Source organism: Quadrisphaera sp. DSM 44207 (genome assembly GCF_900101335.1).
Lineage (GTDB): Bacteria > Actinomycetota > Actinomycetes > Actinomycetales > Quadrisphaeraceae > DSM-44207.
In genome coordinates this window covers 1,166,181-1,191,346 of sequence record NZ_FNKA01000001.1, presented here as the reverse complement: position 1 = coordinate 1,191,346, position 25,166 = coordinate 1,166,181, and the positions used below count along the sequence as shown (strand labels likewise).

Below are 25,166 nucleotides of genomic sequence, written 5' to 3'. Positions count from 1 at the left end.
GCTCATGAGAACAGCCTCGTCGTCTCCCCGGCCGCGCGGCGCGCGGCCTGCTCCTGGGAGTGGGCGATGCCCGCGCGGGCCTGGGCGGCGGCCATGGTGCGCCGGGTCATCCCGTCGTGGGCCAGCTCCCGCTGCCACGCGGCCACCCGGGGGCCGGTCTGCTGGGTGAAGTGGGGGATGACCTCGCGGGCGAACAGGTCGTAGGAGCGCTTGGAGGCCTCCGGGTCGGCGAGCTCGCCGTGCTCGATCACGAAGGTGCCGAACCCGCCGGAGATCTCTTGGAGCTTCTCGATGTGCGCGATCGCCTGCGCCGGGGTGCCGACCACGGCGTGCCCGACGAGGCCGAGGACGTCGCACACGGCGTCCACGTCGTCGAGGTCGACCGGCACGTTCATCGGCAGGACCTGGCTCATGAACCGGATGTAGTGCCGCAGCCCCCAGCGCACCTCCGCGCGGGCCTGCTCCTCGGTCTCCGCGACGTGGACGGGGCTGACCACCGACCAGCGCCGCCGGTCGAGGACCTGCCCGTAGCGCTCGGCCTGCTCCTCGGCGACCTCCCAGGCGGTGGTCATGGGGTTCTCCACGCCGCCGCCGATGGAGGCGGAGGCGCCGAACTGCAGCATCCCGGCGCCGAAGCGGCCCGCCAGGCGGGGCCCGGACGGCGACTTGAACGCCGCGACCCGGATGTCCAGCTCCTCGCTGTGGGGCCGCAGGTGCAGCTGCGCGTCGCGCAGGACGAACCAGTCGGTGGTGCGGCTGACCGGGCCCTCGTAGCGCAGCAGCTCGGTGATGACCTCGAGGGCCTCCTCCATCATCCGGCGCGCCTGCATCGGGTCGTGACCGATCATCGTGGAGTCCAGCGCGAGGGCTCCGGCCCCGACGCCGAAGACCAGGCGGCCGCGGGTGAGGTGGTCGAGCTGGACGATGCGGTCCAGCAGGGTGAGGGGGTGGTGGTAGGAGAGCGTCGCCACGCCGGTGCCGAGCCGGATCGAGCGCGTGCGCTGGGCCGCGGCGGCGATCATCAGCTCCGGGGAGGCGATGACCTGCCAGCCGCCGGAGTGGTGCTCCCCGAACCAGAACTCGTCGTAGCCGAGCCGGTCGCAGTGCTCGACCAGCTGCAGGTCGGTCTCCAGCTGCAGCGTCGGGTTGTGGGTGGGGCGGTGCACGGGGAACGTGAGCACCCCGAACTTCAACCTGCTGGTGGGCACAGCTCTCCCCTGGTCGCTCCGGCTGCGGGCCGGCGACGACCGCACCCCGCGCCGCCATCGAACCCGGCGTCGGCGCGCCCGGTCAAGGACGCCGCGGGAACCGGTTGCGCGGAGCGCTCGGCGGCCGATCCGCCCCCTCACCAGGCGTTACGGGTACTGACTGAGCGTTCCGTGTCACGCTGTGCCGGTGCCCGAGCTGCCCGAGGTCGAGGCCCTCGCGGGCTTCCTGCGCGAGCGCGCCGTCGGGTCCGTCGTCGCCGCCGTCGAGGTGGCCGCGGTCAGCGTGCTCAAGACCCACGACCCGCCGCCGTCCGCGCTCGCGGGGCAGGAGCTGACCGGCGTCGTGCGGCGCGGGACGTGGCTCGACCTGGACGTCTCCGGCCTGCACCTGTGCGTCCACATGGCCCGCGCGGGCTGGCTGCGGTGGTCGGAGTCCCTGCCGGCGGCCGCCGCGCGCCCGGGCCGGGGCGTCGTGGCGCTGCGCGTGCGCCTCGACGACGGCGCCGTCGACGAGCGGCTGGCCGCGCAGGGCCGCCTGCCCGGCTTCGACCTCACCGAGGCCGGTCCGCGCAAGGAGCTCGCCGTCCACGTCGCGCGCGACCCGCGCCAGGTGCCGGCGATCGCCGCGCTCGGACCGGACCCGCTCGACCCCGCCTTCGACGTCGAGGCCCTCGCCGCGCTGCTGACCGGCTCGCGCCAGCAGGTCGAGGGCCTGCTGCGCGACCAGACCGCGCTCGCCGGCGTGGGCGACGCCTGCAGCGACGAGGTCCTGCACGCTGCGCGCCTGTCGCCCTTCGCCCTCGCCGGCCGCCTGGGCGCCGAGGAGGTCCAGCGGCTGTGGACGGCCCTGCGCGAGGTGCTCCCCGCGGCCGTGGCGGCGTCCGCGGGCCGGCCCGCGGCGGAGCTGGAGGACGCGCAGCGAGCCGGGATGCGGGTGCACGGGCGCACCGGCGAGCCCTGCCCGGCGTGCGGGGACGTCGTGCGCGAGGTCTCCTTCGCCGACCGCTCGCTGCAGTACTGCGCCACCTGCCAGACCGGCGGGGTGCCGCTGGCCGACCGGCGCACCTCCCGCTTCCTGCGCTGATCGCTGCGCCGGTTCCTGCGCCGGGCCACGGCGGGGGGCTGGGAGGATGGGGGCGTGAGCAGCTGGCTGGAGATCGCCCTCGTCCTCCTCTTCGTGCTCGTCGGCGGCTTCTTCTCGATGTCGGAGCTGGCGCTGGTGTCCCTGCGCGACAGCCAGGTGCGCGCCCTGGCCGCCCGCGGCGGGCGCGGCGCCGCCGTCGAGCGGCTGCGCGCCGACGAGAACCGGTTCCTCTCCTCGGTGCAGATCGGCGTCACGCTCGCGGGCTTCTTCGCCGCGAGCTTCGGCGGTGCGCAGCTGGCGGGGCGCCTGCAGCCGCAGCTGGAGGCCTGGGGGGTGCCCGTGGGCATCGCGGCCACCGTCGCCCTGGTCGTCGTGACGATCCTCGTCTCCTACGCCTCCCTCGTGCTGGGCGAGCTGGTGCCCAAGCGCCTCGCGCTGCAGCGCTCCGAGGGCGTCGCCCTGGTCGTGGCGCCCGTGCTCGACCGCATCGCGACCCTGACCCGGCCCGTGGTGTGGGTCCTCGGCCGCTCCACGGACCTCGTGGTCCGGCTGATCGGGCTGGACCCGAACGCCAGCCGCGAGGAGGTCAGCGAGGAGGAGCTGCGGGAGATGGTCAGCAGCCACGAGCAGCTGGGCGCGGAGGAGCGAGCCGTGCTCACCGACGTCTTCGACGCCGCCGACCGGCGCCTGGGCGAGGTGATGATCCCGCGCACCGAGGTCGCCTTCCTCGACGCGTCCCTGGGCGTGGACGAGGCGGCGACCGTGGTCGAGGACCAGCCGCACTCGCGCTACCCGGTCACGGGGGAGTCCGCGGACGACGTCCTCGGCTTCGTGCACGTGCGCGACCTGCTCGCCGCCGCCCGCCGCGGCCGGGGCGGCACCGTGCGCGACCTCGTGCGCCCGGTGGCGCTGCTGCCCGGCTCCAAGACGCTCCTGCCCGCCCTCACGCTCATGCGCCGCAGCGGCCGGCACCTGGCCGTCGTCGTCGACGAGTACGGCGGCACCGACGGCATCGTCACCCTCGAGGACCTCGTCGAGGAGCTCGTCGGCGAGATCGAGGACGAGTACGACCAGGAGGCCGCCGCCGGGCAGCGCGCCGGTGGGCCGAGCGAGCTCGACGGCCTGCTGCACCGCGACGAGGTGGCCGACCAGACCGGCCTGGCGCTGCCCGAGGGCCCGTACGAGACCCTCGGCGGCTTCGTGATGACGGAGCTGGGCCGGGTGCCCGTCGTCGGGGACGAGGTGGAGGCCCTCGGGCACCGCTTCGCGGTCGTCGCCACGGACGGGCGGCGCCCGGCGCGGATCCGCGTCGAGCCCGTGCCGGGAGAGCCGGGAGAGCCGGGGGAGCCGGGGGACGGCGAGGCGGGCAGCGGGTCGCACCCGCTGCGCGCCGACGAGGCCCCGCCCGGCTCGCGCGCCTGGGCGCCCACGCGCTCCGAGGACCTCCTGTCGCCGTCCGCGCCCGACTTCCCCCACCCCTGAGCCCGGGTCCGGGCCCGCGGGCCCGGCTGCGACGATGGCGCCATGGCCAGCGACCTGCCCACCGCGTCCGTGCGCGAGGTGCCCGAGGGCGCCGTGCTCCTCGACGTCCGCGAGGACGACGAGTGGGCGGCCGGCCACGCCCCCGGCGCCGTGCACGTCCCGCTCGGCGACCTGCCGGCGCGCCTCGGCGAGCTGCCCGAGGACGACGTGTACGTCGTCTGCCGCTCGGGGGGCCGCTCGGCGCGCGCGGTGGCGTGGCTGACCCACCACGGCGTGGACGCCGTCAACGTGGACGGCGGCATGGGGGCCTGGCAGGACGCCGGCCTGCCCCTGGTCGGCGAGGGCCCCGAGGAGCCGCGGGTCCTCTGACCCGGTCAGCGGCACCGCCGGTGGCCCGGTCGGGGCGGCCGGGCTGGTTCGACCCGGCCCGCCGGCGTTTCACGCGGCGCCGGGCCGGGTACCGCTGACGCGGTCGATGGCTGCCGCAGCCGCACAGGGGGAGGCACGAGCGTGCCGGTCGAGTCGAGCCGTTCCGCGGCGGGCCCCGCGCCCGATCCCGCGCCGGCGCCCCCGGGGCGGCCCGCGCTGGACGCCGGGGCGCTGCACCTGGCCCACGGCGCCGCGGCCGTCCCCACCGCGCGGCGGGCCCTGGTCACCTCCCTGACCGCGGCCCGCGCCCAGCGCGAGCTCGTCGACGACGCCGCCGTGGTGGTCTCCGAGCTGCTGGGCAACGCCATGCGGCACGCCGAGCCGCTGGGCGACGGCGGCGTGCTGCTGCGCTGGCGCGTGGAGGCGCGCGCGGTGCGCCTGGAGGTCGTCGACGGCGGCGGCGCCGGCTGCGGCCCGGCCCCGCGCGACGCCGCCGACGGCGCGACGTCCGGGCGCGGCCTGCGCATCGTCGACGCCCTGTGCAGCGGGTGGGGCTCGTGCACCGACGACGCGGGCCGGCACACCGTGTGGGCGGTCCTGGGGACCCAGGGCGCCGTCCCGCGCTCCGCCTGAGCGCGGCGCCTGCCATCCTCTCCCGCGTGAGCTCCTCCGCGACGCAGACCGTCCCCGCCGTCGGGCCGCGCCAGCCGTGCCCCTGCGGCTCCGGCAAGCGCTACAAGGCGTGCCACGGCCGCGCCGCCGCGGCGCGGGCGAGCGCGTTCGTGCCGCGGCCCTTCGCCGGCCTGCCCGGCGAGGGCGACTGGGTGGCCCTGCGGGAGGTCGTGCCCGCCGCCACCGCGCTCGTGCGCACCGCGGCCGGCGCCGCCGAGCACGGCGCAGAGCCCGGCGCGCAGGTCGTCGTGGCGAGCGTGCTGCCGGCGGCGGCCGCGGCGCTGCGCCGCGCGGACGGCAGCGTGCTGCTCGGGCTGCAGACCCCGGTCAGCTCCGGGGACCCCAGCCGCGACGCCGCCGCCGCCCTGGTGCGCGCGATGGCCGCCGAGCCGGGCACGGCCCTGCCGCCCGCGGGCCTGCCCGGCCCCGGGCCCCGCCTGCAGGACCTGCTCGACCCCGACGGCGGCTTCGCCGTCACCGTGCACGACGGCTTCGGCTTCTGGGTCGCGGACGGCGCGCGCACCCCCGAGACCGACGCCGCCCTGCAGGAGGCGAACGCCTCCGTCGTCCCCACCCGCCGGCTGACCGGCGTCGAGGCCGCCTACTGGTGCCAGGTGGGACACCGCCGCCACCTGCGCTGGGTGCTGCCGCACGAGGAGGACGCCCTGCTCGACGCCCTCGCGCGCCTGCACGCGGCAGGGGCCTCCGCCCTGGGGCCGGAGAGCCGCTACCTGGGCGCCTTCCGCGCGCACGGCCTGCTGGTGCCGGTGTGGGACCTCGCCCCCGACGCCGGCGCGCAGGACGTCGAGGAGCCCGCCGCGGCCTTCGCCGCGCGCCTGGAGGAGGCGCTGGCCGCCACCGGGCCGCTGAGCGCGGAGGAGCGCCGCGCCCGCGCCGGCGTGGTCTCGCGCCAGCTGACCCTGCGGTGACGCCGCCCGGGCGCGCCGTCCCGACCGGCCTGGCCGTCGTCGTCCCGGCCAAGGACGAGGCGGAGCGGATCGCGGGGACCGTCGCGGCCGCGCGCACCGTCGCCGGCGCCGACCTCGTCGTCGTGGTCGACGACGGCAGCCGCGACGGCACCGGCCGGATCGCCGAGGCGGCCGGCGCGCTCGTCGTGCGCCACGCGCGCAACCGCGGCAAGGCCGCCGCGATGCAGACCGGCGCGGACGCCGTCGCGGCCCGGCCCGGCGGGGCCAGGCGGGCGCTGCTGTTCGTCGACGCCGACCTGGGGGCGACGGCGGCGGCCACGGCGGTGCTCGCCGAGCCCGTCCTGGCCGGGGCCGCCGACATGACCATCGCGGTGCTCCCGCCGCAGTCGGCGCCCGGCGGCGGGCGCGGGCTCGTGGTCGGCCTGGCCCGGCGCGGCGTCGTGCGCGCCACGGGCTGGACGCCGACCCAGCCGCTGTCGGGCATGCGGTGCCTGACCCCGCAGGCCCTGGCCGCGGCCCGTCCCCTCGCGCGCGGCTGGGGCGTGGAGACGGCGCTGACGATCGACCTGCTGCAGCAGGGCTTCCGGGTGCTGGAGGTGCCGTGCCCGCTGCAGCACCGCGTCACCGGCACCGACCGGCGCGCGCAGCTGCACCGCGCGGCGCAGTTCCGCGACGTCGCCCTCGCGCTCGCGGTGCGGCGGGCCCGGCGGGCGCTCAGGCGCCGGCCGGGCGGCTCCCGGAGGGCGCCGGCGCCCGGGTGAGCGCGCGGCCGTCGTCACCGCCGTCCCCCTCGGGGGAGCGCGGGGGCTGCTCGGCGCCCGCCTCCTCCTCGAGCACGCGCGCGCACGCGGCGAGCACGAGCGGCAGGGCCAGCGTCGCTGCGACGGCCGGCACCGCGACGCCGGAGTCGTTGACCGCGAACCCGACGGCCACGAGCACCAGCAGCGACGTCAGCCCGGCGCGCAGCGTCGGCGAGGCCGCGTAGGCCCGCTGCAGCACCGGAGCCCCCCACGCGGCCGGGCGCAGCAGCACCAGCCCGACGAACGCGGCGGCGAACGGCACGAGCAGCGTGAGCGCGTTCAGGCCCAGCAGGCCGAGGTTGGCCATGAGCTTGCGCTGCACCACCTGCCAGGCCCCGCCGTCGAGCACCGTCTGCACGAAGCGGCCCAGGTGGGTGCGGTCGGCCGGGTCGCGCAGCCAGTCGGCCACGGACAGCACCACGATCACCGCGGCCGTGCCCGCGGCCACCACGAGCAGCCGCCGCCACGTCACGCGGCGGCCCGCGACCGCGAGCGCGAGCAGCGCGAACGCCGGCACGATCGCCGGCGGGCCGCCGAAGTCGCTGCCCAGGCCGGGGTAGCCGTCGACCACCGTGGCGACCGCGCCGGTGAGCACGACGGCGGCGACGGCGGCCCGCCGGCGCCCGCGGCGCACTAGGGCGTCCGCGACCGCGGTGGCCAGCAGCAGGGCCCCGGTGGCGAACAGCGCCATCTGCACGTTGCCGAAGCCGTAGAAGCGGCCGCCGACGACGGGCTGGATGCCCATCAGGCTCGAGGTCATCAGCCGCGAGCCGGTGAGCACGTCGAGGGCCAGCACGCCCGCGGTCGCCCCGGCCACGGCGCCCACCGGGCCCAGGCTGGCGCGGCCCCACGGGCCGGCGAGGGCGAGCACGGCCACGCCCGCCGCCCCTCCCGCGACGGCGGGCACCACGCCGAGCGCCGGGTGCTCCAGGCGCCACCACGGCACGAGGTTGGCGAGGAACGTGGCGACGGGGACGGCGGCGAAGAGCACCGAGGCCCACCGCAGCTGGCGCAGCACCCGGCGGCGGCGCACGGGGTCGGTGGCCCGCGTGCGCAGCGCGCGCGCCGCGGCGCCGTAGAGCACCAGCTGCAGGGCGACGAGCGCCCAGAAGAACGGCGCGATGAGCGGGCGCACCGCCTGGTTGGCGGCGTCGGCGTCCAGGACGACCTCCAGCCGCTCCCGCGCGCTCTCCGGCGAGCCGGGCAGCGGGGTGATCACCGCGCCGACGGCGCCGTCGGCGCGGGGCAGGCCCAGCAGCTCCAGCACGGTCGGCAGCAGGTCCGTCGTCTGCACGATGCCGTCCTGGCGGGTGGAGCTGCTGCCCACGAGCGCCTCGGCGTAGGCCCGCCCGCCCGGCCCGGGGCCCGTGGCGGCGAGCAGGCCCAGGTGCGGGCTGCCGCCGGAGCCGGCCAGCGCCGCCACCAGCACGGTCGAGCCCTCCGGTGCTCCGGCCAGGACGGCGCCGACGCGCTCGTCGAGCTGCGCGGCCTGCACCGAGCGCTCGGGGCGGAAGCGCGCGGGGTCGTCGGCCGGGGACTCCTGGGCCCGCTCCTCCGGCGCCTCCTCGGACGCGTCGTCCGCGGCGTCGTCCGCGGCGCCGTCGGCGCCCTGCGCGGCCGCTCCGCCGTCGCCGTCCTCCTGCTGCGCCTGCGGGGCGTCGCCCGCCCCGTCCCCGCCGGCCTCCTGCTCCCCGTCCCGCTCTCCGCTCTGCTCGCCCCGCTGCTCCTCGGACGCGTCCTCGGGCGGGAGGTCGTACGGGGTGTCGTCGGGGTCGCGAAGGGCCCCGGCGTCGACCACGACCAGCTGCGCGCCGGCGGCCACGGCGTCCGCGACGCCCTGCGCGAGCAGCTGCGCCGGCCCGCCGGCGGGGGCGTAGGGGCCGACGAGCGCGCCGTCGCCGTCCGCGAGCGCGACGGCCGCGCCCGGCCCGATCGCCACCGCCGCGACGCCGGCGCGCTGCAGCGCCCCTCCCAGCGCGCCCGGCTGCGCGCCGTAGTCGCCCTGCGCGGCCTCCTGCGCGTACACCGGCCAGCGGCCGAGGGTCGCGGGCCCGCCCGCGGTGGTGTCCGGGGGCTGCGGCGTGCGGCACAGCGGCTCGTCCTCGGTGCGCACCGCGTCGGCGGCGCGCCGCCCGGCCGACAGCGCCAGCCACCCGTCGACCGGGCAGTCCACCGAGCGGACGCTGCGCGTGACGAGGGTGCCGACCGCCCCCTGTCCCAGGAGGCCGTGCAGCGCCGGCGTCGTGGCCGGGTCGACGTCGTCCCAGCGCAGCCCGGGGACGCCGACGACCACGACCGGCCCGGGCACGGCGCCGGCGCGGTCGGGCGCCGCCGCGGCGGCGGGGGAGGCCCCCGCCGCGAGGCCGATCAGCCCGGAGCCGACGACCCCGAGGCCGAGGAGTGTGAGCAGCACGGCCAGCGCGGCGGCGAGCGCGGCGGCGGCCCCCCGCCGTCCCGAGGGCGGGGCTGGGCGGCTCACCCGGCCAGGCTAGTGCCCGGCGCCGTGCTCACCGGCCGGCGCCGCCGAGGTCGAGGGGCCCGCTGCTGCGCGGCGGCAGGCCCGCCGCGGCGTAGCAGGCGTCGACCAGCTCCATCGTGGCCACCGCGTCGTCGGCGTCGACGAGCCGCACGGCGCCGGGGTCGCCGCGCAGCGCGCGGGCCAGGGCGTCGAGCTGGTACGCGTAGGACGAGCGGCGCCCCAGGTGCTCGACGCGCTCGCCGGCGCCGGTGCGCACGACGACGCGGTCGTCCTGCTGCGGCTTGACGAAGTTCGGCGCCTCCGCCTCCCCCGCCGTGCCCACCAGGCGGCAGGCGAAGCGCCACTCCTGCCCGCCCATCCGGCTGCGCACCGCGCCCTCCACCCCGCCGGGCAGCTCGAGGTCGGCGTCCAGCTCGGCGTCGACGCCGGGGTGGTCGGGGTGCTCGACGGCGCGGGCGGCGACCACCCGGGGGCCGGAGCCGAGCTCCGCGCCGTTCGCTGCGCCGTTCCCGGCGCCGTCCCCGCCGGAGCCCGGGGGCAGGTGGCGCAGCGCGTGCAGGCCGTAGCAGCCGAGGTCCATCACGGCGCCGCCGGCGAGCTCCAGGCTCCAGCGCGGGTCGGCGTCGTCGGGCGCCGGCATGAGCATGTCGACCTCGACGCGCCGCAGCTGCCCGAGCTCGCCGCCCGCCGCCAGCTGGCGCAGGCGGGCGGCGACGGGGTGGTGCAGGTAGTGGAAGCCCTCGGCGAGGACGACGCCCGCGGCGGCGGCCGCGTCGCGCACGGCGCGGGCCTCGGCGGCGTTGCCCGCGGACGGCTTCTCGGTGAGCACGTGCTTGCCCGCGCGCACGGCCGCGAGGTTCCACGGCGCGTGCAGGGCGTTGGCGAGCGGGTCGTAGACCACCTCGACCTCGGGGTCCGCGAGCACGTCGGCGTAGCCGGGCAGGACGCGCTCGGCGCCCGCGGCGGCGGCGAACGCCTCGGCGCGGGAGCGGTCGCGGGCGGCGACGGCGACGATGCGGTGGCCGGCCGCGCGGGCCGGCTCGACGAGGGCCTCGGTCGTGATCCGGGCGGCGCCGAGGACGCCGATCCGCAGCGGCTGTCCGCGTCGCACAGGTCCTGCCTCTCGAGGTGGGGGGTGGGCGGCGGGCCCGACCGACACCGGGAGCGCCGCCGCGCCCGAGGATGCTGCCCGGCGCGCGCGAAGGCAAGGACGCCCACCCCGGAGCACCCCGGGGCCGCGGGCCTGAGCACGGGCCGGCGTCAGTAGCGTGGCGGCGGTGAGCCCCGCCCCGTCCGCCCCGCCCCGGCGCCTCGGCTTCCTGGGCCCGGCGGGCACCTTCACCGAGTCCGCGCTGCGCCGCCTGCCCGGCGCGGACGCCGCCGCGCGCGTGCCGTTCGCCAGCGTCGACGCGGCCCTGGACGCCGTGCGCTCCGGGGAGGTCGACGCCGCCGTCGTCCCCATCGAGAACTCCGTGGAGGGCGGGGTGAGCGCCACCCTCGACGCCCTCGCGGCCGGCCACCCGCTCGTCGTCGTCGGCGAGGTGCTCGTGCCGGTCGCCTTCGTCCTCGCCGCGCGCCCGGGCACCCGCCTGGAGGACGTGCGCCGCGTCGGCAGCCACCCGCACGCCCTCGCGCAGTGCCGCGGCTGGATCAGCCGGCACCTGCCGGGCGCCGCCACCGCGCCCAGCGCCTCCACCGCGGCGGCCGCGCACGCGCTGACCGCCGGCGGCGCCGCCTACGACGCGGTGCTGTGCGCGGCCGTGGCCGCCGAGGGTGCCGGCCTGCACGTGCTCGCGGACGGCGTCGCCGACAACGCCTCGGCCGTCACCCGCTTCGTGCTCGTGGCCCCGCCCGGCCCGCCGCCGGCGCCGACGGGCGCCGACAAGACCACCCTCGTCGCCTACCTGGCGCAGAACCACGCGGGAGCGCTGCTGGAGCTGCTGGAGCAGTTCGCCACCCGCGGCATCGACCTCACCCGCATCGAGTCCCGTCCGGTCGGCACCGAGCTGGGCGAGTACTGCTTCTCCATCGACTGCGAGGGCCACGTGCACGACCTGCGCGTGGGGGAGGCCCTCATGGGCCTCAAGCGCGTGTGCCGCCAGCTGCGCTACCTCGGCTCCTACCCGCGCGCCGACGGCCTGGCCCCCAGCCCGCCGCCGGGCACGGCGGACGCCGACTTCACCGCCGCCCACGACTGGCTCACGCGCGTGCGCTCGGGCGCCACCACCTGAGCCGCCGTCCGAGCCCCGGGTGCGGCGCGGGTCAGCGCTCCCCGCGCGCGAGGGCCGCGGCGTGGCGGCCGGGCTCGCGGTAGAGCGGGTAGAGCCGGCCGACGCGAGCGGCGACGCCGTCGCGGTCCAGCCAGGCCGGCCCGCCGAGGCGCTCGAGCGCCTCGGCGGTCAGGTGCACCCGGGCCCAGCCCAGCCCGTCCGGCCGCCGCCCGACCGCGACCAGCTCCCGGCCCTGCCCCGGGGGGCGCTCGAGCAGCGCGCGCACGCCGCGCTCGCCGATGCGCCCGTAGCTCATCGTCTCCACCTCCAGCCCGGGCACGAGCGCCTTGACCACGGACACCGGGCCCGAGCGGACCTCGGCGACCAGCACGTCCGTCCCGGCCGCCCGCAGCCGGCCGGCGACGTCGTCGAGCAGCTCCTGCGGGCCGCCGTCCGCGGGGGTGGAGGGCAGGTCCGCCAGGGCCGTGCTGCTGCGGCGCGAGAGCACCACGGGCTCCAGCAGCGCGCGCACCTCGGCCGCGGAGCGGGAGGTCCAGGCGAGCATCTCCGCCAGGGCCCGCGGCTCCTGCACGCCCGGGCCGGCGGCCACGACCCGCTCCACGTAGTCCGGCGGCGCCACGCGCCGCACCGCGGCCAGGGGGCCGTGCATGAAGGCCAGGCGCGCGCGGGCGGCGGCGAACTCCAGCAGCGCCTTGCGCACCGCGCGCACGGCGTCCGGGTGGGCCGCCTCCCCGCAGGCGCCGAGCACGACGGGCAGCGCGTCGTCGGCGCTGCCGCGCCCGGCCCCGACGCAGTAGACGACGGGGACGCCGAAGGCGGTCGAGGCGAGCTTGACGACCGGCTCGACGTCGGCCGCCTCCAGCCTGGCCAGCACGTCGAGGGCGACGGGGTCGTCCAGGCCGGCGAGGTCGACCACGACCCCGGTGCCCATCGCCCGGAACGACAGCCCGTCGCCGTCGCGCTGCAGCACCTCCAGCAGCGCGTGCGAGAGCGCCTGGGCCCGGGACAGCCCCGCGCCCTGCCCGTTCGTGACCGGCGTCGTCAGCCAGCCGCCGGGCGGTGGGCCACCGGGCAGCTCCGCCTCGTCGGAGGCGACCAGCTCCGCCGGCGCCCACACCGTCTCGCCGTCGGAGAGCCGGGTGGTCGCCAGCCACTGCAGCGGCCGGTCGGCGTCGTAGTCCGACCCCGCCTCGAGGACGAGCGAGACGGGGTCGGCGACGCGGTCGGCGCCCTCGCGGCGCGCCATCTGCGCGTACGAGGCGGTCGGCCGCTCGCGCCCGGCGGCGCCCGCCTTCGGCAGCACGGCCTCCGCCAGCTCGCCGTGGGCACCGGTGCGCGCGTCCTCGCGCGTCGCGCCGTAGCCGATGCCCGCCCCGCCCAGCCCGCCGGCGCCGATCAGGCGCACCGCGTGCACCGGCACGCCGACGCGGTCGAGCCCGTCGAGGGCGAACTCCTCTCCCCGACCGGGGGGCAGGTGCTCGCGGTAGACGTCGGCGGGGCTGCGGCTCACGGGACCTCCGGGATCACGGGACCTCCGGGACGGCGGGCGGGTGCGGAGCGCCTCAGCGGGCGGCGGGCGCTCCCGGCTCGTAGGCGTCCTCCACGCGCGCCTGCCCCGGCCGCGCCGTGCTCGGCCCGAGCCCCGCCCCGCGCAGGGCCGCCTCCACGGCGGCCACGCCGGTGCGCTCGGCCTCGGCCGGCGTGCCGCCCTCGGCGAGCACCACGACGTCGAGCGCCCTGCGGTCGGTGCTGAGGGTGGCGGCGTCCTCCCGCGCCTGCTCGTCGGCCATGGCCGGCACGAGGTCCAGCGGCAGCGCCGCCGCGACGGCGCCCTCGAGGCCGTCGGCGGCGGGGTCGTCCAGGTCGACCACGACGGTGACCCGGTACAGGGAGGGCTCGTAGTCCAGCGGCTCGCTCACGACCCCAGCGTGGCGGACGGCGGCGCCCCCGGCGCGGCGGGCCGGGTGCGCGAGGAGCGCACGGCCGTCACCGCGCCCGCGGCCACCGTCACGACCAGGGCCGCCAGCGCGGTCCAGGCGGCGGGGACCATCACGGCGTCCAGGTGCGCCGTGGAGCGGCCGGCGTCGGCCAGGTCGAAGCCCATCCCCCACGTCACCCACACCGTGGCGGCGGCGAGGACGAGGACGACGGCCCCTGCGCCCGCCGTCCAGGCGCCGCGCTGCTGCCCGCTGGCGCGCGCCCACGCCGCCGTCAGCAGCACCAGGCCGGCCACCAGGGCACCGAGCGCCGTCCACCCCACGACGCGCGACGCCAGGACGAGGTCCGGGCGCTGGCCGGAGACCGCGGGATCACCCGAGACGGGATCTCCAGAGACGGACAGCACCGCCAGGACCGCCGCTGCGGGCAGGCCCACCACGGCGCCCAGCAGGCATGCCGAGCCCCAGAACGCCTGCCGGTCGCCGTGCCGGGCCGCGTGCAGGCCGACGACCGCGCCGGCACCGGCGAGCAGGAAGCCCCCGAGCGGCACCACCAGCAGCGCTAGCCCGCCCAGCACCAGCAGCACCGCCACGACTGGCCCGCGGGACGACGGGCTCGCCGCGGACGGGGTCGGCGCGGGGTGCGACGGGTGCTCCACGGGGCCAGGCTGGTGGCGGCCGCCCGGTGGGTCAACAGCACCGCGCGGCCCCACCCCGGTCGGCTCAGGGCTTGGCGCCCACCCCGGGGGCCACGCGCACCAGCAGGGCGTGCTCGTCCACGCGCATCCGCAGCTCCACGGCGTCGCCGACGGGGTCGCCGTCCAGCTGCGCGGGCTGGGGGGTGTCGGCGCGCAGGGCGATGCCCTTGCCGCTCCAGTGGTGGATGCGGTCCGCGCCGCGCCCGCGGCCGGTCAGCACCCGGCCGGTCACCCCGGCCCACTCGGCCAGGTTGCGCGGCCCGATCGCCACCACGTCCAGGCGGCCGTCGTCGACCTCGGCGTCCGGCAGCAGCGCCAGGCCGCCCTGCAGCTTGCCGACGTTGCCGACCACGACGGTGCGCACCCGGCGCTCGTGGCGGGCGCCGTCCACGTCGATCGTCACCCGAGCCCGCTTGCCCTTCAGCTGCTGCAGGCCTGAGACCACGTAGGCGATCGGCCCGACGCGCGCCTTGAGGGCCTCGGGCGCGTTGGCCATGATCGCGGCGTCGAAGCCCATGCCCGCCATGACGAGGAACGCCTGCTCGTCGGGGGCGGTGTGCTCGTCGCCGCCGGGGCCGACGACGGTGATCCAGCCGACGTCGACGGGCCGGTCCTGGCCCGTCAGCGCCACGCGCATCGCCGCATCGACGTCGTCGGGGGACAGCTCGGCGCCGCGGGGGGTGACGACGTCCAGGTTGCGGGCCAGCAGGTTGCCGGTGCCGGCGGGCGCCAGCCCCATCGGGGTGCCGGTGCCCGCCAGCGCCTCGCCGACGCAGCGCACGGTGCCGTCGCCCCCGCAGGCGACGACGACGTCGGCGCCGGCGTCCAGGGCCTCCTTCGTCTGGCCCACCCCCGGGTCCTCGGCGGTCGTCTCCAGCCACAGCGGCTCCGCCCACCCCAGGTCGGCGCAGACGCGGGTGGCGGCGGCGCGCAGGGGCCCGACGTCCTCGAACTTGCTGGGGTTGACCACGACCGCCGCCAGGGGCTCGCGCGGCGCGGGCGCCGCGGGCGTCGGTTCGGGAGCGGGCTCGGGCACGGGGACCTCCTGGGGCGCCGTCCGGCGCCGGTGCAGGCTCTGGACGGCGACGACGGCGATGACGAGGACGACCACGGCGAGCGCGCTCGACCACAGCGTCAGCTCCAGGCGGGTCACCGGCGGAACGCTAACGGCGCGGCCCGCCGCGGGCACCCGCGGGCTAGGCTGGCCGCTCGTGATCGACGTGCGGCTGCTGCGGGAGGACCCGGGGGCGGTGCGCGCCAGCCAGCGCGCCCGCGGGGCGGACGAGGGGGTCGTGGACGCGGCGCTGTCCGCGGACGCCGAGCGCCGGGCGGCCATGACGCGCTCGGAGTCGCTGCGCGCGGAGCAGAAGGCCCTCGGCAAGCGCGTCGCGTCGGCGCAGGGCGAGGACAAGCAGGCCCTGCTCGCCCGCGCGAGGCAGCTGGCGGACGACGCGAGGGCCGCCGCCGCGCGGGCCGAGGAGCTGGGCGGCGCCTACGAGGAGCTGCTGCGCTCCATCCCGAACGTCGTCGAGCCGGGCGTGCCCGCCGGCGGGGAGGACGACTACGCCGTCCTGCGCGAGGTCGGCGCCCCGCCGTCCTTCGACTTCCCCGTCCGCGACCACCTCGAGCTCGGGGAGTCGCTGCGCGCGCTCGACACCGAGCGCGGCGCGAAGGTCTCCGGCTCGCGCTTCTACTTCCTCACCGGCGTCGGCGCCCGCCTGGAGCTGGCGCTGCTCAACCTCGCGGTCGAGCGCGCCCTCGCCCACGGCTTCACCCCGATGATCACGCCCACGCTCGTCAAGCCGGAGGTGATGGCGGGCACCGGCTTCCTCGGCGCGCACGCCGACGAGGTCTACCGGCTCGAGGCCGACGACCTCTACCTCGTCGGCACCTCCGAGGTGCCGCTGGCCGGCTACCACGCGGGCGAGGTGCTCGACCTCTCGAGCGGGCCGCTGCGCTACGCCGGCTGGTCGGCCTGCTACCGGCGCGAGGCCGGCTCCTACGGGCGGGACGTGCGCGGGATCGTCCGCGTGCACCAGTTCCACAAGGTGGAGATGTTCTCCTACTGCCGCGTCGAGGACGCCGCGGCCGAGCACGAGCGCCTGCTCGGCTGGGAGGAGGAGCTGCTCGCCGCCGTCGAGGTGCCCTACCGGGTGATCGACGTCGCGGCCGGCGACCTCGGCTCCTCCGCGGCGCGCAAGTACGACTGCGAGGCGTGGCTGCCCTCCCAGCAGCGCTACCGCGAGCTGACCTCGACGTCGAACTGCACCACCTTCCAGGCGCGCCGGCTCGGGGTGCGCGAGAAGGGCCCGGACGGCGCGAACCGGCCGGTGGCGACCCTGAACGGCACCCTGGCGACCACCCGCTGGCTGGTGGCGATCCTCGAGAACCACCAGCAGGCCGACGGGTCCGTGCTCGTGCCGTCCGCGCTGCGCCCCCTGATGGGGGGCCTGGAGGTGCTCACCCCGGCTGGGTGAGCTCGACGCAGGCGCACCCCGCCGCGGCTGCCCGTCGTGACGACGGGGGCCGGGCCCAGCGGTGAGCGCGGTGGGGCTCAGGCGGCGCGGGCGCCGCCGGCGACGGCCGGGATGCCGCCGGGCGGGGTCTTCAGGTGCTCCTCGAGGCTCTCGAGGCTGTGGCCCTTGGTCTCGGGCGCGAACCTGCTGATGAAGACGATCGAGGCGGTGTTGATGAGCACGAAGAGGCCGAAGGTGGCCGTGGAGCCGAGGGTGGCGGCGGTCGGGGGGAACGCGAAGGAGATCAGGCCGTTGACCGTCCACAGGACGAAGACCGACAGGCCCATCGCGAAGCCGCGGATCGCCAGCGGGAAGATCTCCGCCAGCACCAGCCAGATGCCGGTGCCGATGAAGCACTGGACGAAGGCGACGAAGACGATCATGGCGCCGAGGATGGTGTAGCTGCGGAAGGTCGACTGCGGCAGCAGGAACACCGCGGCGAGCACCGCCTGGGAGGCGGCCACGCCGACGAAGCCGGTCAGGAGCATCTTGCGGCGGCTGACGAAGCCCAGCAGCCAGATGCCGAGGATCGTCATGGTGACCGAGGTCGCGCCGATGGCGATGGTGGAGACCAGGGCCGCCTGGTCGCCCAGGCCGCTGCCCTCGAGGATCGTCGTGCCGTAGTAGTTCACCGTGTTGATGTCGGTGGCCTGCTGCACGGTCGCCAGGCCGGCGCCGATCCACAGCAGGCGGCGCATCCACGGGTTGGCGCGCAGCACCTGGCGGACCGAGGCGCGCGAGGCGCCGCGGTCCTCGTCGGCCAGGTGCTTCACCTCGGCGAGCTCGCGGTCCGCCTGCTCGACCGTGCGGCAGCGGTGCAGGACGGTGCGGGCCTCGTCGGTGCGCCCCTCGAGGGAGAGCCAGCGCGGGGACTCCGGCAGCAGGAACATGCCGATGAGCAGGCCGACGGCGGGGATCGCCGCGACGCCGAGCATGACGCGCCAGACGCCCTGCCCCTCGACGGTGGCGCCGATCAGGGCGTTGACGGCGAAGGCCAGCAGCTGACCCGTGACGATCATCAGCTCGTTGATGGTCACCATGCGGGCGCGCGCGTCCTTCGGCGCCATCTCCGCGAGGTACACCGGGCAGATCACCGCCGCCGCCCCGACGCCGAGGCCCAGGAGGAACCGGAAGGCGACCAGGGAGAGGAAGCCCGGCGACAGGGCGCACCCCAGCGCCCCGACGAGGAAGACGGCGCCGCAGATGATCAGCGTGGAGCGGCGCCCCAGGCGGTCCGCGATCCGTCCGGCGAGCAGCGCGCCCAGCGCGGCGCCGGGCAGCAGCAGGACCGTGACCACGGTGGCCGTCTGGAAGGTGGTGAGCCCGAGGTCCTCGGGCATGGTGAGCAGCGCCCCGGCGATGACGCCGGTGTCGTAGCCGAACAGCAGGCCGCCGAGGGTCGAGATCACGGTCAGCCTGACGAGGAACCTGCGGTGCCCCGCGCTCGGGGCGCGGGTGGTCGGGACCGGTGATGACACGGGGAGCTCCTTCGCGCCCGGGGCGGTCTCGCCCGCCCTCGTCCGGGGGTGGCGGTCCGGTGCGGGCCGGGTGCCTCGCCGTCGACCGTCGTCCCGACCGCACGAGCCGTCACTTTGTCAGGTCAACAGCTCAATACCAGGGCGCCGGATGGCGGGGCCGCCGGGCTCGCGCCGTCCTGCACGCAGCCAGTCGTCCGCCGCGGTTGACAGGACATATGCACCTGGCTCCATCATGGAGCGCGGGCAGCGCCGCTCGGCCGGCGCGGACGTCGACGCAGACCCCGAGGAGAGACGATGACGCTGACCGTTGAGCCGCCCACCGCGCAGGCCTCCCAGCTGCCGCTGCGCATCGCGGCCGAGACCACGCCCACGTCCCTGTGGAACGACTCCGCGGACCTGGACGAGCTCACCCAGGCCATCTCCTGGGGCGCGGTGGGGGCCACGTGCAACCCCGTCATCGCCCTCACGGTGATCAAGAACCACCTCGACCGCTGGGTGCCGCGCATCCGCGAGCTCGCCGAGGAGCACCCCACGGCCGGTGAGTCGGAGCTGGGGTGGAGGGTCGTCGAGGAGCTGTCCGTGGAGGCCGCCGAGCTCCTGGAGCCCGCCTTCGCCGAGCACGGCGGCGTCAACGGGCGCCTGTCGGTGCAGACCGACCCGCGCCTGCACCGCGACGCCGACGCCCTCGTGGAGCAGGCGGTGCGCTTCTCCCGGCTCGCGCCGAACATCATCGTCAAGATCCCCGCGACGAGGACGGGCATCGCGGCGATCGAGGAGGCCACCTACCGCGGCGTGAGCATCAACGCCACGGTCTCCTTCACCGTCGCCCAGGCCGTCGCCGTCGCCGAGGCGATCGAGCGCGGCTTCGCCCGCCGCGAGGCCGAGGGCCTGCCCGTGGGCGACTTCGGGTCCGTCTGCACGATCATGGGCGGCCGCCTCGACGACTGGCTGAAGGCCTGGGCCGCGAAGAACCGCGTGCTGATCGAGCCGGGGCACTTCGAGTGGGCCGGCGTCGCCGCGCTGAAGAAGGCGCACGCCATCTACACCGAGCGCGGGTACCGCGTGCGCATCCTCTCCGCCGCCTTCCGCAACCACCTGCAGTGGAGCGAGCTCGTCGGCGGCGACCTCGTCGTCTCCCCGCCCTTCGACTGGCAGCGGCGGATCAACGAGAACCGCATCCCCGTCGACCCGCACGCGATCGAGCGGCCCGTCGACCCGCGCGCCATCGACACCCTGCGCGCGCGGGTGCCCGAGTTCACCAAGGCCTACGACGAGGACGGCCTGGCCGTGGAGGACTTCGAGCGCTTCGGCGCCACGGTGCGCACCCTGCACCAGTTCCTGGACGCCGACGCCCAGCTCGACGGCGTCGTCCGCGACGTCCTGCTCGGCCCGGCCTGAGCACCACCCGAGCGCCCCGGGCCCGCGCTCAGCGGTCGACGACCGTGCTCTCCACCGCGTAGCGCGAGGCCCGGTAGACGTGCGAGCCGTGCTCGACGGCGCGGCCGGCGTCGTCGTAGGCGGTGCGCACCATCGTCACCAGCGGTGAGCGGGGGCGCTCCTCGAGCAGCTTCGCCTCGGGGGCCGTGGCCAGCCGGGCCCCCACCCGCTGGTGGGCCACCCGCAGGTGCACGCCGCGGTCGCGCAGGCACTGGTAGAGGCCCTCGACCTCCAGCTGCTCGCGCGAGGGCGCCAGCGCGGCGGGCAGGTAGTTCGTCATCACCGCCAGCGGCTCGCCGCCGGCCCGCCGCAGCCGCCGCAGGGTGAGGACCTCGGCGCCCGGCTCCAGGCCCAGCGCCTCGGTCACCTCCGCCGGCCCGGGGCCCAGGGCGTACTCCAGGACCTCGGTGCTCGGCACCTGCCCGGACCCGGCGAGGTCGTCGTGCAGGCTCGTCAGCGCCATGGAGCGGCTGACCTTGGGGTGGACCACCTGGGTGCCCACGCCGCGGCGGCGCACGAGCAGGCCCCGGTCGACGAGCTCCTGCAGGGCGCGGCGCATCGTCGGGCGCGAGAGCCCCAGCCGGTCGGCGAGGGCGACCTCGTTCTCCAGGCGCGTGCCCGCCGGCAGGACGCCGTCGTCGACGGCCCCGCGGATCAGCTCGGCGAGCTGGTGGTAGAGCGGCACGGGGCTGGAGCGGTCCAGGCCGCGCAGCAGGAGGGCGGCGAGGTCCTGCTGGCCCCGGGCCCGGGCGTCGGCGGCGGCGTCCATGCGCCCAGCATCTCAGGAGCGGCCGCGGCCGGGCAGGGCGACCACCCGTGCGGTCGTGTTGACACTTTGTCAGGACAAAGAGTTGACACTGCTCGGCGGCGAGGACCAGAGTACGGAGGCACGGACAGCGGCCCGCCGCTCCGAGCATCCCGGAACCATCCCGGCACCACCCCGGAACTCACGACGCTGTGGAGGCCCGCGTGACCGGTGCGTCCCAGGACGCGCTCCCCGACCGCCCGGCCGAGGTGCTCGTGATGGGCCGCTGCGGGGTGGACGTCTACCCCCTGCAGACCGGCGTCGGCCTGGAGGACGTCGAGACCTTCGGCAAGTTCCTCGGCGGCAGCGCCGCCAACGTCGCGGTGGCCGCGGCCCGGCTGGGCCACGGCGTCGCCCTGGTCTCCGGCGTCGGCGACGACCCGTTCGGCCGCTTCGTGCGCCGCGAGCTGCGCACCCGCGGCGTCGACGACCGGTACGTCGTCGTCGACCCGGACAACCTCACCCCGGTGACCTTCTGCGAGGTCTTCCCCCCCGACGACTTCCCCCTCTACTTCTACCGGCGCCCCACCGCGCCGGACCTGCGGGTGCGCCCCGAGGACGTCGACCCCGGGGCCGTGCGGGACGCCGACCTGCTCTGGCTGACCGGGACCGGCCTGTCCGCCGAGCCCAGCCGCAGCGCCCACCTGGCCGCGCTCGAGGCGCGCGAGCGGCGCGGGTGCACCGTCCTCGACCTGGACCACCGCCCGATGTTCTGGCCCTCGGTGGAGGCCGCGCGCGAGCAGGTGCAGCGCGCCCTGGCCGGCGTGACCGTCGCGGTCGGCAACCGCGCCGAGTGCGAGGTGGCCACCGGCGAGAGCGACCCCGACCGCGCCGCCGACGCGCTGCTGGCGGCCGGCGTGGAGCTGGCGGTGGTCAAGCAGGGCCCCGCGGGCGTCATGGCCGCCACGGCCGACCAGCGCGTCGTCGTGCCGCCCACGCCGGTGCAGGTCGTCAACGGCCTCGGGGCCGGCGACGCCTTCGGCGGCTCGCTGGTGCACGGCCTGCTCTCCGGCTGGCCCCTGGAGCAGGTGCTGCGCGCGGCCAACGCCGCCGGGGCGATCGTCGCCTCCCGCCTGGAGTGCTCGACCGCGATGCCCACGGCCGCCGAGGTCGAGGCCTTCCTCGCCGCGCACGGCGCGGCACCCCGTCCCCACCCGGAGGCCAGCCGTGCCTGACACCGCCGCGCCGTCCGCGCCCGCACCGCCCGCTGCGCAGCCCGCCGCGCAGCCCGCGCACCTCCCGCCGCTGGCGCGCAGCTACGCGGAGGTCACCGAGCTGCGCGCGCGCCGTCCCGAGGTCGTGGCCCAGGCCCTGGCCCGGCGCGCCCGCCGTCCGCTGCTCGGCGACGACGGCCGCCTCATGATCGTCGCCGCCGACCACCCGGCGCGCGGGGCGCTGGCCGCGCGCGGCCGCGCCGACGCCATGGCCAGCCGCACCGAGCTGCTCGACCGCCTGCAGGCGGCGCTGGCCCGCCCCGGCGTCGACGGGCTGCTCGCCACCGCCGACGTCGCCGAGGACCTCCTGCTGCTGGGCGCGCTGGAGGGCAAGGTCGTCATCGCCTCGATGAACCGCGGCGGCCTCGCCGGGGCGTCGTTCGAGCTGGACGACCGGATGACCGGCTACGACGTGCCCGGCATCGTCGAGGCCGGCTTCGACGGCGGCAAGATGCTCCTGCGCGTGGCCCTGGACGACCCCGGCACGGCCGCCACGCTGCAGGCGTGCGGCCGCGCGGTCACGGAGCTGAACCGCGCCCGCCGGGCCGCCCTGCTCGAGCCCTTCTGGTCCTCGCGCCGCGAGGGCAGGGTGGTCAACGACCTCTCGCCCGCCGCCGTGGTCCGGTCGGTCCACGTCGCGCAGGGGCTCGGCGCCTCCTCCGCGCACACGTGGCTGAAGCTGCCCGTCGTCGACCAGATGGAGCGCGTCATGGACGCCACCACCCTGCCGACCCTCCTGCTCGGCGGCGACCCGGTGGCCGCGCCGGAGGAGACCTACGCCGCGTGGAGCACGGCGCTCGCCCTGCCCGCCGTGCGCGGCCTCGTGGTGGGTCGGGCCCTGCTCTTCCCCCCGGACGACGACGTGGCCGCGGCGGTCGACACCGCCGTGTCCCTGGTGCGCTGATGGTCGCGCACCCGTGGCACCTGCCCGCGGGCTCCACGCGCCGCGGCCCGTACGACGTGTCCGTCACGCCCGCCAGCGCGGGCTGGGGCCACAGCTCCCTGCACGTGGCCGACCTGGCGCCCGGGCAGGCGGTGGACCTGAGCACCGGCCCCGACGAGGTCGTCGTCCTGCCGCTGCGCGGCGGGTGCACCGTGAGCGTCGACGGCACCGCGCACGAGCTGGCCGGGCGCAGCGGCGTCTTCGCCGGCCCGAGCGACTTCGCGTACCTGCCGCAGCGCACCCGGGCCGTCCTGCGCAGCGCGCAGGGCGCCCGCGTGGCGCTGCCCGCGGCCCGCGTGGACGAGGGCCGGCCGCGGCTGCCGGTGCGGCGCGTCGCGGCGTCCGACGTGGCGGTGGAGCTGCGCGGCGCGGGCTCGTGCAGCCGCCAGGTGCACAACTTCGCCGCCGCCGGGGTTTTCGAGGCGCACTCCCTGATCGCCGTCGAGGTCATCACCCCGGGCGGCAACTGGTCGTCCTACCCGCCGCACAAGCACGACGAGGCCAGCGAGCACGAGAGCGAGCTCGAGGAGGTCTACTACTACGAGATCGCGCCGGGCCCGGACGGCCAGCCGGGGGTGGGCTACCACCGCACCTACGGCACGCCGGAGCGCCCGGTCGACGTGCTCGCCGAGGTGCGCACCGGCGACACCGTGCTCGTGCCCCACGGCTGGCACGGCCCCTGCGCCGCCGCGCCCGGGCACCACATGTACTACCTGAACGTCATGGCCGGGCCGGGGGCCGAGCGCGAGTGGCGCATCGTCGACGACCCCGCCTTCGCCTGGGTGCGCGGGCAGTGGGCGCACCAGGACGTCGACCCGCGCCTGCCCCTGCACCAGAGCACCGACGCCGTCCCCACCGCGCCCGGAGGAGAGCAGCGATGACCCCCAGCCCCGACGACACCGTCCGGCTCACCACCTCCCAGGCCGTCGTCCGCTTCCTGGTCGCCCAGCACGTCGAGCGCGACGGGGAGCGCAGCCGCTTCTTCGCGGGGTGCTTCGGCATCTTCGGCCACGGCAACGTCGCCGGCCTGGGGCAGGCGCTGCTGCAGGCGGAGCTGGAGACCCCGGAGGGGGAGGAGCCGGCGCTGCCGTACGTGCTGGGCCGCAACGAGCAGGCCATGGTGCACACCGCGGTCGCCTACGCCCGCGCGAAGGACCGGCTGCAGGCGTGGGCGGTGACGGCGAGCGTCGGGCCGGGCTCGACGAACATGCTCACCGGCGCCGCGCTGGCCACCATCAACCGCCTGCCGGTGCTGCTGCTGCCCGCCGACACGTTCGCGACCCGCTCCGCGGGGCCGCTGCTGCAGGAGCTGGAGCTGCCCAGCAGCGGCGACGTCACCGTCAACGACGCCTTCCGCCCGCTGTCGCGCTACTTCGACCGGGTCTGGCGCCCCCAGCAGCTGCCCGGCGCCCTGATGAGCGCGATGCGGGTGCTCACCGACCCCGCCGAGACCGGCGCCGTGACCATCGCCATCCCCCAGGACGTGCAGGCCGAGGCGCACGACTGGCCGCTGGAGCTGTTCGCCGAGCGCACCTGGCACGTCGGGCGCCCGCTGCCGCAGCCGGACGCCCTGGCCCGCGCGGTGGAGGTCGTCCGCTCCGCGCGCCGTCCCCTGCTCGTCGCCGGCGGCGGGGTGGTCTACTCGCGCGCGACCGAGGAGCTGCGGGCCCTCGTCGAGGCCACCGGCGTCCCGGTCGGGCAGAGCCAGGCCGGCAAGGGCTCCCTGCCGTTCGACCACCCGGCCTCCGTCGGAGCGATCGGCTCCACCGGCACCACGGCCGCCAACGCCCTGGCGCGCGAGGCGGACGTCGTGATCGGCGTCGGCACCCGCTACCAGGACTTCACCACCGCCTCCAGGACGGCCTTCCAGCACCCCGGCGTCCAGTTCGTCAACGTCAACGTCGCCGGCCTGGACGCCGTCAAGCACGCCGGCGTCTCCGTCGTCGCCGACGCCCGCGAGGCCCTGACCGCGCTGACGGCAGCCCTGCAGGGCTGGTCGGTCGACGACGGCTACCGGCAGGAGGTCGCCCGCCTGCGGGCCGAGTGGGACGCCACCGTCGCCCGCGCCTACGACCGCGCCGCCGCCGAGGGCGGGGACCTGTCGGCCCAGCCCACCCAGAGCCAGGTGCTGGGCGCCGTCAACGAGCTGTCCGACCCGCGCGACGTCGTGGTGTGCGCGGCCGGCTCCATGCCGGGCGACCTGCACAAGCTGTGGCAGGTGCGCGACGCCAAGGGCTACCACGTCGAGTACGGCTACTCCTGCATGGGCTACGAGGTCGCCGGCGGCATCGGCGTGCGGATGGCCTGCCCGGACCGCGACGTGTTCGTGATGGTCGGCGACGGCTCCTACCTGATGATGGCGACCGAGCTGGTCACCGCCGTCCAGGAGGGCGTGAAGGTGGTCGTCGTCCTCGTGCAGAACCACGGGTTCGCCTCGATCGGCGCCCTGTCGGAGGAGCTCGGCTCCCAGCGCTTCGGCACCCGCTACCGCGCCCGCAGCGCCTCCAGCCACCGCCTCGACGGCGACCTGCTGCCCGTCGACCTGGCGGCCAACGCGGAGAGCTTCGGCATCCACGTCGTGCGCACGCACAGCCGCAAGGAGCTCGAGGCCGCGATCCTCGACGCCAGGGCCAGCACCACGGCCACCGTCATCCACGTCGAGACCGACCCGTTCGTCGGGGCGCCGTCGAGCCGGTCCTGGTGGGACGTGCCGGTGGCGGAGACCTCGACGCTGGAGTCGACCCGGCGGGCGCGCGAGGTCTACGAGCAGCACAAGGCCGAGCAGCGCCCGCACCTGACCCCGTCCGACCCCGCCGGCGCCTGAGCCGCGACGGCGAGCCCGCACCCGACCTGGAGGAACGATGACCGAGCTGCTGCCCGAGGA

22 protein-coding genes are annotated in these 25,166 nt (G+C 77.4%); 13 read left to right on the top strand and 9 right to left on the bottom strand.

The features are described from left to right. Window positions 1-2 precede the first annotated feature (2 nt). Window positions 3-1,208: an LLM class flavin-dependent oxidoreductase gene (locus BLS82_RS05730; protein WP_143028749.1), complete on the bottom strand. Its 1,206-nt coding sequence runs from the start codon at window positions 1,206-1,208 to the stop codon at window positions 3-5. A 187-nt stretch (window positions 1,209-1,395) separates the two neighbouring features. On the opposite strand from BLS82_RS05730, the gene BLS82_RS05725 reads away from it, so the two are divergent. The 6 genes from BLS82_RS05725 (at window position 1,396) to BLS82_RS05700 (ending at window position 6,505) form a co-directional block, all read left to right on the top strand. Beyond that, window positions 1,396-2,292: a DNA-formamidopyrimidine glycosylase family protein gene (locus tag BLS82_RS05725; protein WP_092862257.1), complete on the top strand. Its 897-nt coding sequence runs from the start codon at window positions 1,396-1,398 to the stop codon at window positions 2,290-2,292. Window positions 2,293-2,346: 54 nt separating this feature from the next. Further along, complete coding sequence (locus BLS82_RS05720) at window positions 2,347-3,774, top strand: hemolysin family protein (protein WP_092862255.1); 1,428 nt, start codon at window positions 2,347-2,349, stop codon at window positions 3,772-3,774. A 42-nt stretch (window positions 3,775-3,816) separates the two neighbouring features. Beyond that, complete coding sequence (locus BLS82_RS05715; protein ID WP_092862253.1) at window positions 3,817-4,143, top strand: rhodanese-like domain-containing protein; 327 nt, start codon at window positions 3,817-3,819, stop codon at window positions 4,141-4,143. Window positions 4,144-4,284: 141 nt separating this feature from the next. Continuing rightward, window positions 4,285-4,776, top strand: coding sequence for an ATP-binding protein (locus tag BLS82_RS05710; RefSeq protein ID WP_218123591.1), 492 nt, complete (start codon window positions 4,285-4,287; stop codon window positions 4,774-4,776). Window positions 4,777-4,802: 26 nt separating this feature from the next. Continuing rightward, window positions 4,803-5,744 carry a DUF5926 family protein gene (locus BLS82_RS05705; protein WP_218123590.1) on the top strand — a complete coding sequence of 314 codons (942 nt, stop codon included), beginning with the start codon at window positions 4,803-4,805 and terminating at the stop codon, window positions 5,742-5,744. Next, complete coding sequence (locus tag BLS82_RS05700; protein WP_092862251.1) at window positions 5,741-6,505, top strand: glycosyltransferase; 765 nt, start codon at window positions 5,741-5,743, stop codon at window positions 6,503-6,505. Before BLS82_RS05705 ends, BLS82_RS05700 begins: the two co-directional genes overlap by 4 nt. Here the strand turns inward: BLS82_RS05700 and BLS82_RS05695 are convergent. Then, the gene (locus BLS82_RS05695; protein WP_092862249.1) at window positions 6,459-9,023 is read right to left on the bottom strand and encodes a hypothetical protein; all 2,565 of its coding nucleotides are present in this window, start codon (window positions 9,021-9,023) and stop codon (window positions 6,459-6,461) included. The genes BLS82_RS05700 and BLS82_RS05695 overlap by 47 nt on opposite strands. A gap of 28 nt (window positions 9,024-9,051) precedes the next feature. Then, complete coding sequence (locus BLS82_RS05690) at window positions 9,052-10,134, bottom strand: Gfo/Idh/MocA family protein (protein ID WP_218123588.1); 1,083 nt, start codon at window positions 10,132-10,134, stop codon at window positions 9,052-9,054. Window positions 10,135-10,300: 166 nt separating this feature from the next. On the opposite strand from BLS82_RS05690, the gene pheA reads away from it, so the two are divergent. Beyond that, a complete protein-coding gene (gene pheA / locus BLS82_RS05685; RefSeq protein WP_092862846.1) occupies window positions 10,301-11,254 on the top strand; it encodes a prephenate dehydratase in 954 nt (317 codons plus the stop codon). 31 nt (window positions 11,255-11,285) lie between these two features. Here the strand turns inward: pheA and BLS82_RS05680 are convergent, their stop codons facing one another. From BLS82_RS05680 to BLS82_RS05665, 4 genes are all read right to left on the bottom strand, one after another. Then, complete coding sequence (locus BLS82_RS05680) at window positions 11,286-12,764, bottom strand: YcaO-like family protein (protein ID WP_218123587.1); 1,479 nt, start codon at window positions 12,762-12,764, stop codon at window positions 11,286-11,288. 52 nt (window positions 12,765-12,816) lie between these two features. Next, window positions 12,817-13,173, bottom strand: a complete 357-nt coding sequence (locus BLS82_RS15610) for a hypothetical protein (protein ID WP_092862247.1) — start codon at window positions 13,171-13,173, stop codon at window positions 12,817-12,819. Then, window positions 13,170-13,850 (bottom strand): hypothetical protein, encoded by a 681-nt coding sequence (locus tag BLS82_RS15605; RefSeq protein WP_092862245.1) that lies wholly within the window; start codon window positions 13,848-13,850, stop codon window positions 13,170-13,172. The genes BLS82_RS15610 and BLS82_RS15605 overlap by 4 nt, the downstream gene beginning before the upstream one ends. A 64-nt stretch (window positions 13,851-13,914) precedes the next feature. Then, on the bottom strand, window positions 13,915-15,042 hold the full coding sequence (locus BLS82_RS05665) for a diacylglycerol/lipid kinase family protein (RefSeq protein ID WP_218123585.1): 1,128 nt from the start codon (window positions 15,040-15,042) through the stop codon (window positions 13,915-13,917). 58 nt (window positions 15,043-15,100) lie between these two features. On the opposite strand from BLS82_RS05665, the gene serS reads away from it, so the two are divergent. Beyond that, window positions 15,101-16,366: a serine--tRNA ligase gene (gene serS, locus BLS82_RS05660; protein WP_092862243.1), complete on the top strand. Its 1,266-nt coding sequence runs from the start codon at window positions 15,101-15,103 to the stop codon at window positions 16,364-16,366. Between the two features lie 77 nt (window positions 16,367-16,443). Here serS and BLS82_RS05655 read toward each other — a convergent pair whose 3' ends face one another. Continuing rightward, a complete protein-coding gene (locus tag BLS82_RS05655; protein WP_092862241.1) occupies window positions 16,444-17,883 on the bottom strand; it encodes a sugar porter family MFS transporter in 1,440 nt (479 codons plus the stop codon). 294 nt (window positions 17,884-18,177) lie between these two features. On the opposite strand from BLS82_RS05655, the gene BLS82_RS05650 reads away from it, so the two are divergent. After that, a complete protein-coding gene (locus tag BLS82_RS05650; protein ID WP_092862239.1) occupies window positions 18,178-19,281 on the top strand; it encodes a transaldolase family protein in 1,104 nt (367 codons plus the stop codon). A 28-nt stretch (window positions 19,282-19,309) separates the two neighbouring features. On the opposite strand, the gene BLS82_RS05645 is transcribed toward BLS82_RS05650, so the two are convergent. Beyond that, on the bottom strand, window positions 19,310-20,089 hold the full coding sequence (locus BLS82_RS05645) for a GntR family transcriptional regulator (RefSeq protein WP_092862237.1): 780 nt from the start codon (window positions 20,087-20,089) through the stop codon (window positions 19,310-19,312). A gap of 200 nt (window positions 20,090-20,289) precedes the next feature. On the opposite strand from BLS82_RS05645, the gene iolC reads away from it, so the two are divergent. The 4 genes from iolC to iolD all read left to right on the top strand — a co-directional run bounded on the left by iolC (window position 20,290) and on the right by iolD (window position 25,106). Then, window positions 20,290-21,300 carry a 5-dehydro-2-deoxygluconokinase gene (gene iolC, locus BLS82_RS05640; RefSeq protein ID WP_255378132.1) on the top strand — a complete coding sequence of 337 codons (1,011 nt, stop codon included), beginning with the start codon at window positions 20,290-20,292 and terminating at the stop codon, window positions 21,298-21,300. Window positions 21,301-21,370: 70 nt separating this feature from the next. Then, complete coding sequence (locus BLS82_RS05635; RefSeq protein WP_092862834.1) at window positions 21,371-22,243, top strand: Cgl0159 family (beta/alpha)8-fold protein; 873 nt, start codon at window positions 21,371-21,373, stop codon at window positions 22,241-22,243. After that, window positions 22,243-23,163, top strand: coding sequence for a 5-deoxy-glucuronate isomerase (iolB, locus tag BLS82_RS05630; protein WP_092862235.1), 921 nt, complete (start codon window positions 22,243-22,245; stop codon window positions 23,161-23,163). The genes BLS82_RS05635 and iolB overlap by 1 nt, the downstream gene beginning before the upstream one ends. Further along, window positions 23,160-25,106, top strand: a complete 1,947-nt coding sequence (iolD, locus tag BLS82_RS05625; RefSeq protein ID WP_092862233.1) for a 3D-(3,5/4)-trihydroxycyclohexane-1,2-dione acylhydrolase (decyclizing) — start codon at window positions 23,160-23,162, stop codon at window positions 25,104-25,106. Before iolB ends, iolD begins: the two co-directional genes overlap by 4 nt. The last annotated feature ends 60 nt before the right edge of the window (window positions 25,107-25,166 follow it).

What these genes read in the sequence shown, in the direction of transcription:
- BLS82_RS05645 (WP_092862237.1), bottom strand. Translation starts at nt 20,089, where the DNA reads ATGGACGCCGCCGCCGACGCCCGGGCCCGGGGCCAGCAGGACCTCGCC.
- iolD (WP_092862233.1), top strand. Translation starts at nt 23,160, where the DNA reads ATGACCCCCAGCCCCGACGACACCGTCCGGCTCACCACCTCCCAGGCC.
- BLS82_RS05715 (WP_092862253.1), top strand. Translation starts at nt 3,817, where the DNA reads ATGGCCAGCGACCTGCCCACCGCGTCCGTGCGCGAGGTGCCCGAGGGC.
- BLS82_RS05650 (WP_092862239.1), top strand. Translation starts at nt 18,178, where the DNA reads ATGACGCTGACCGTTGAGCCGCCCACCGCGCAGGCCTCCCAGCTGCCG.
- iolB (WP_092862235.1), top strand. Translation starts at nt 22,243, where the DNA reads ATGGTCGCGCACCCGTGGCACCTGCCCGCGGGCTCCACGCGCCGCGGC.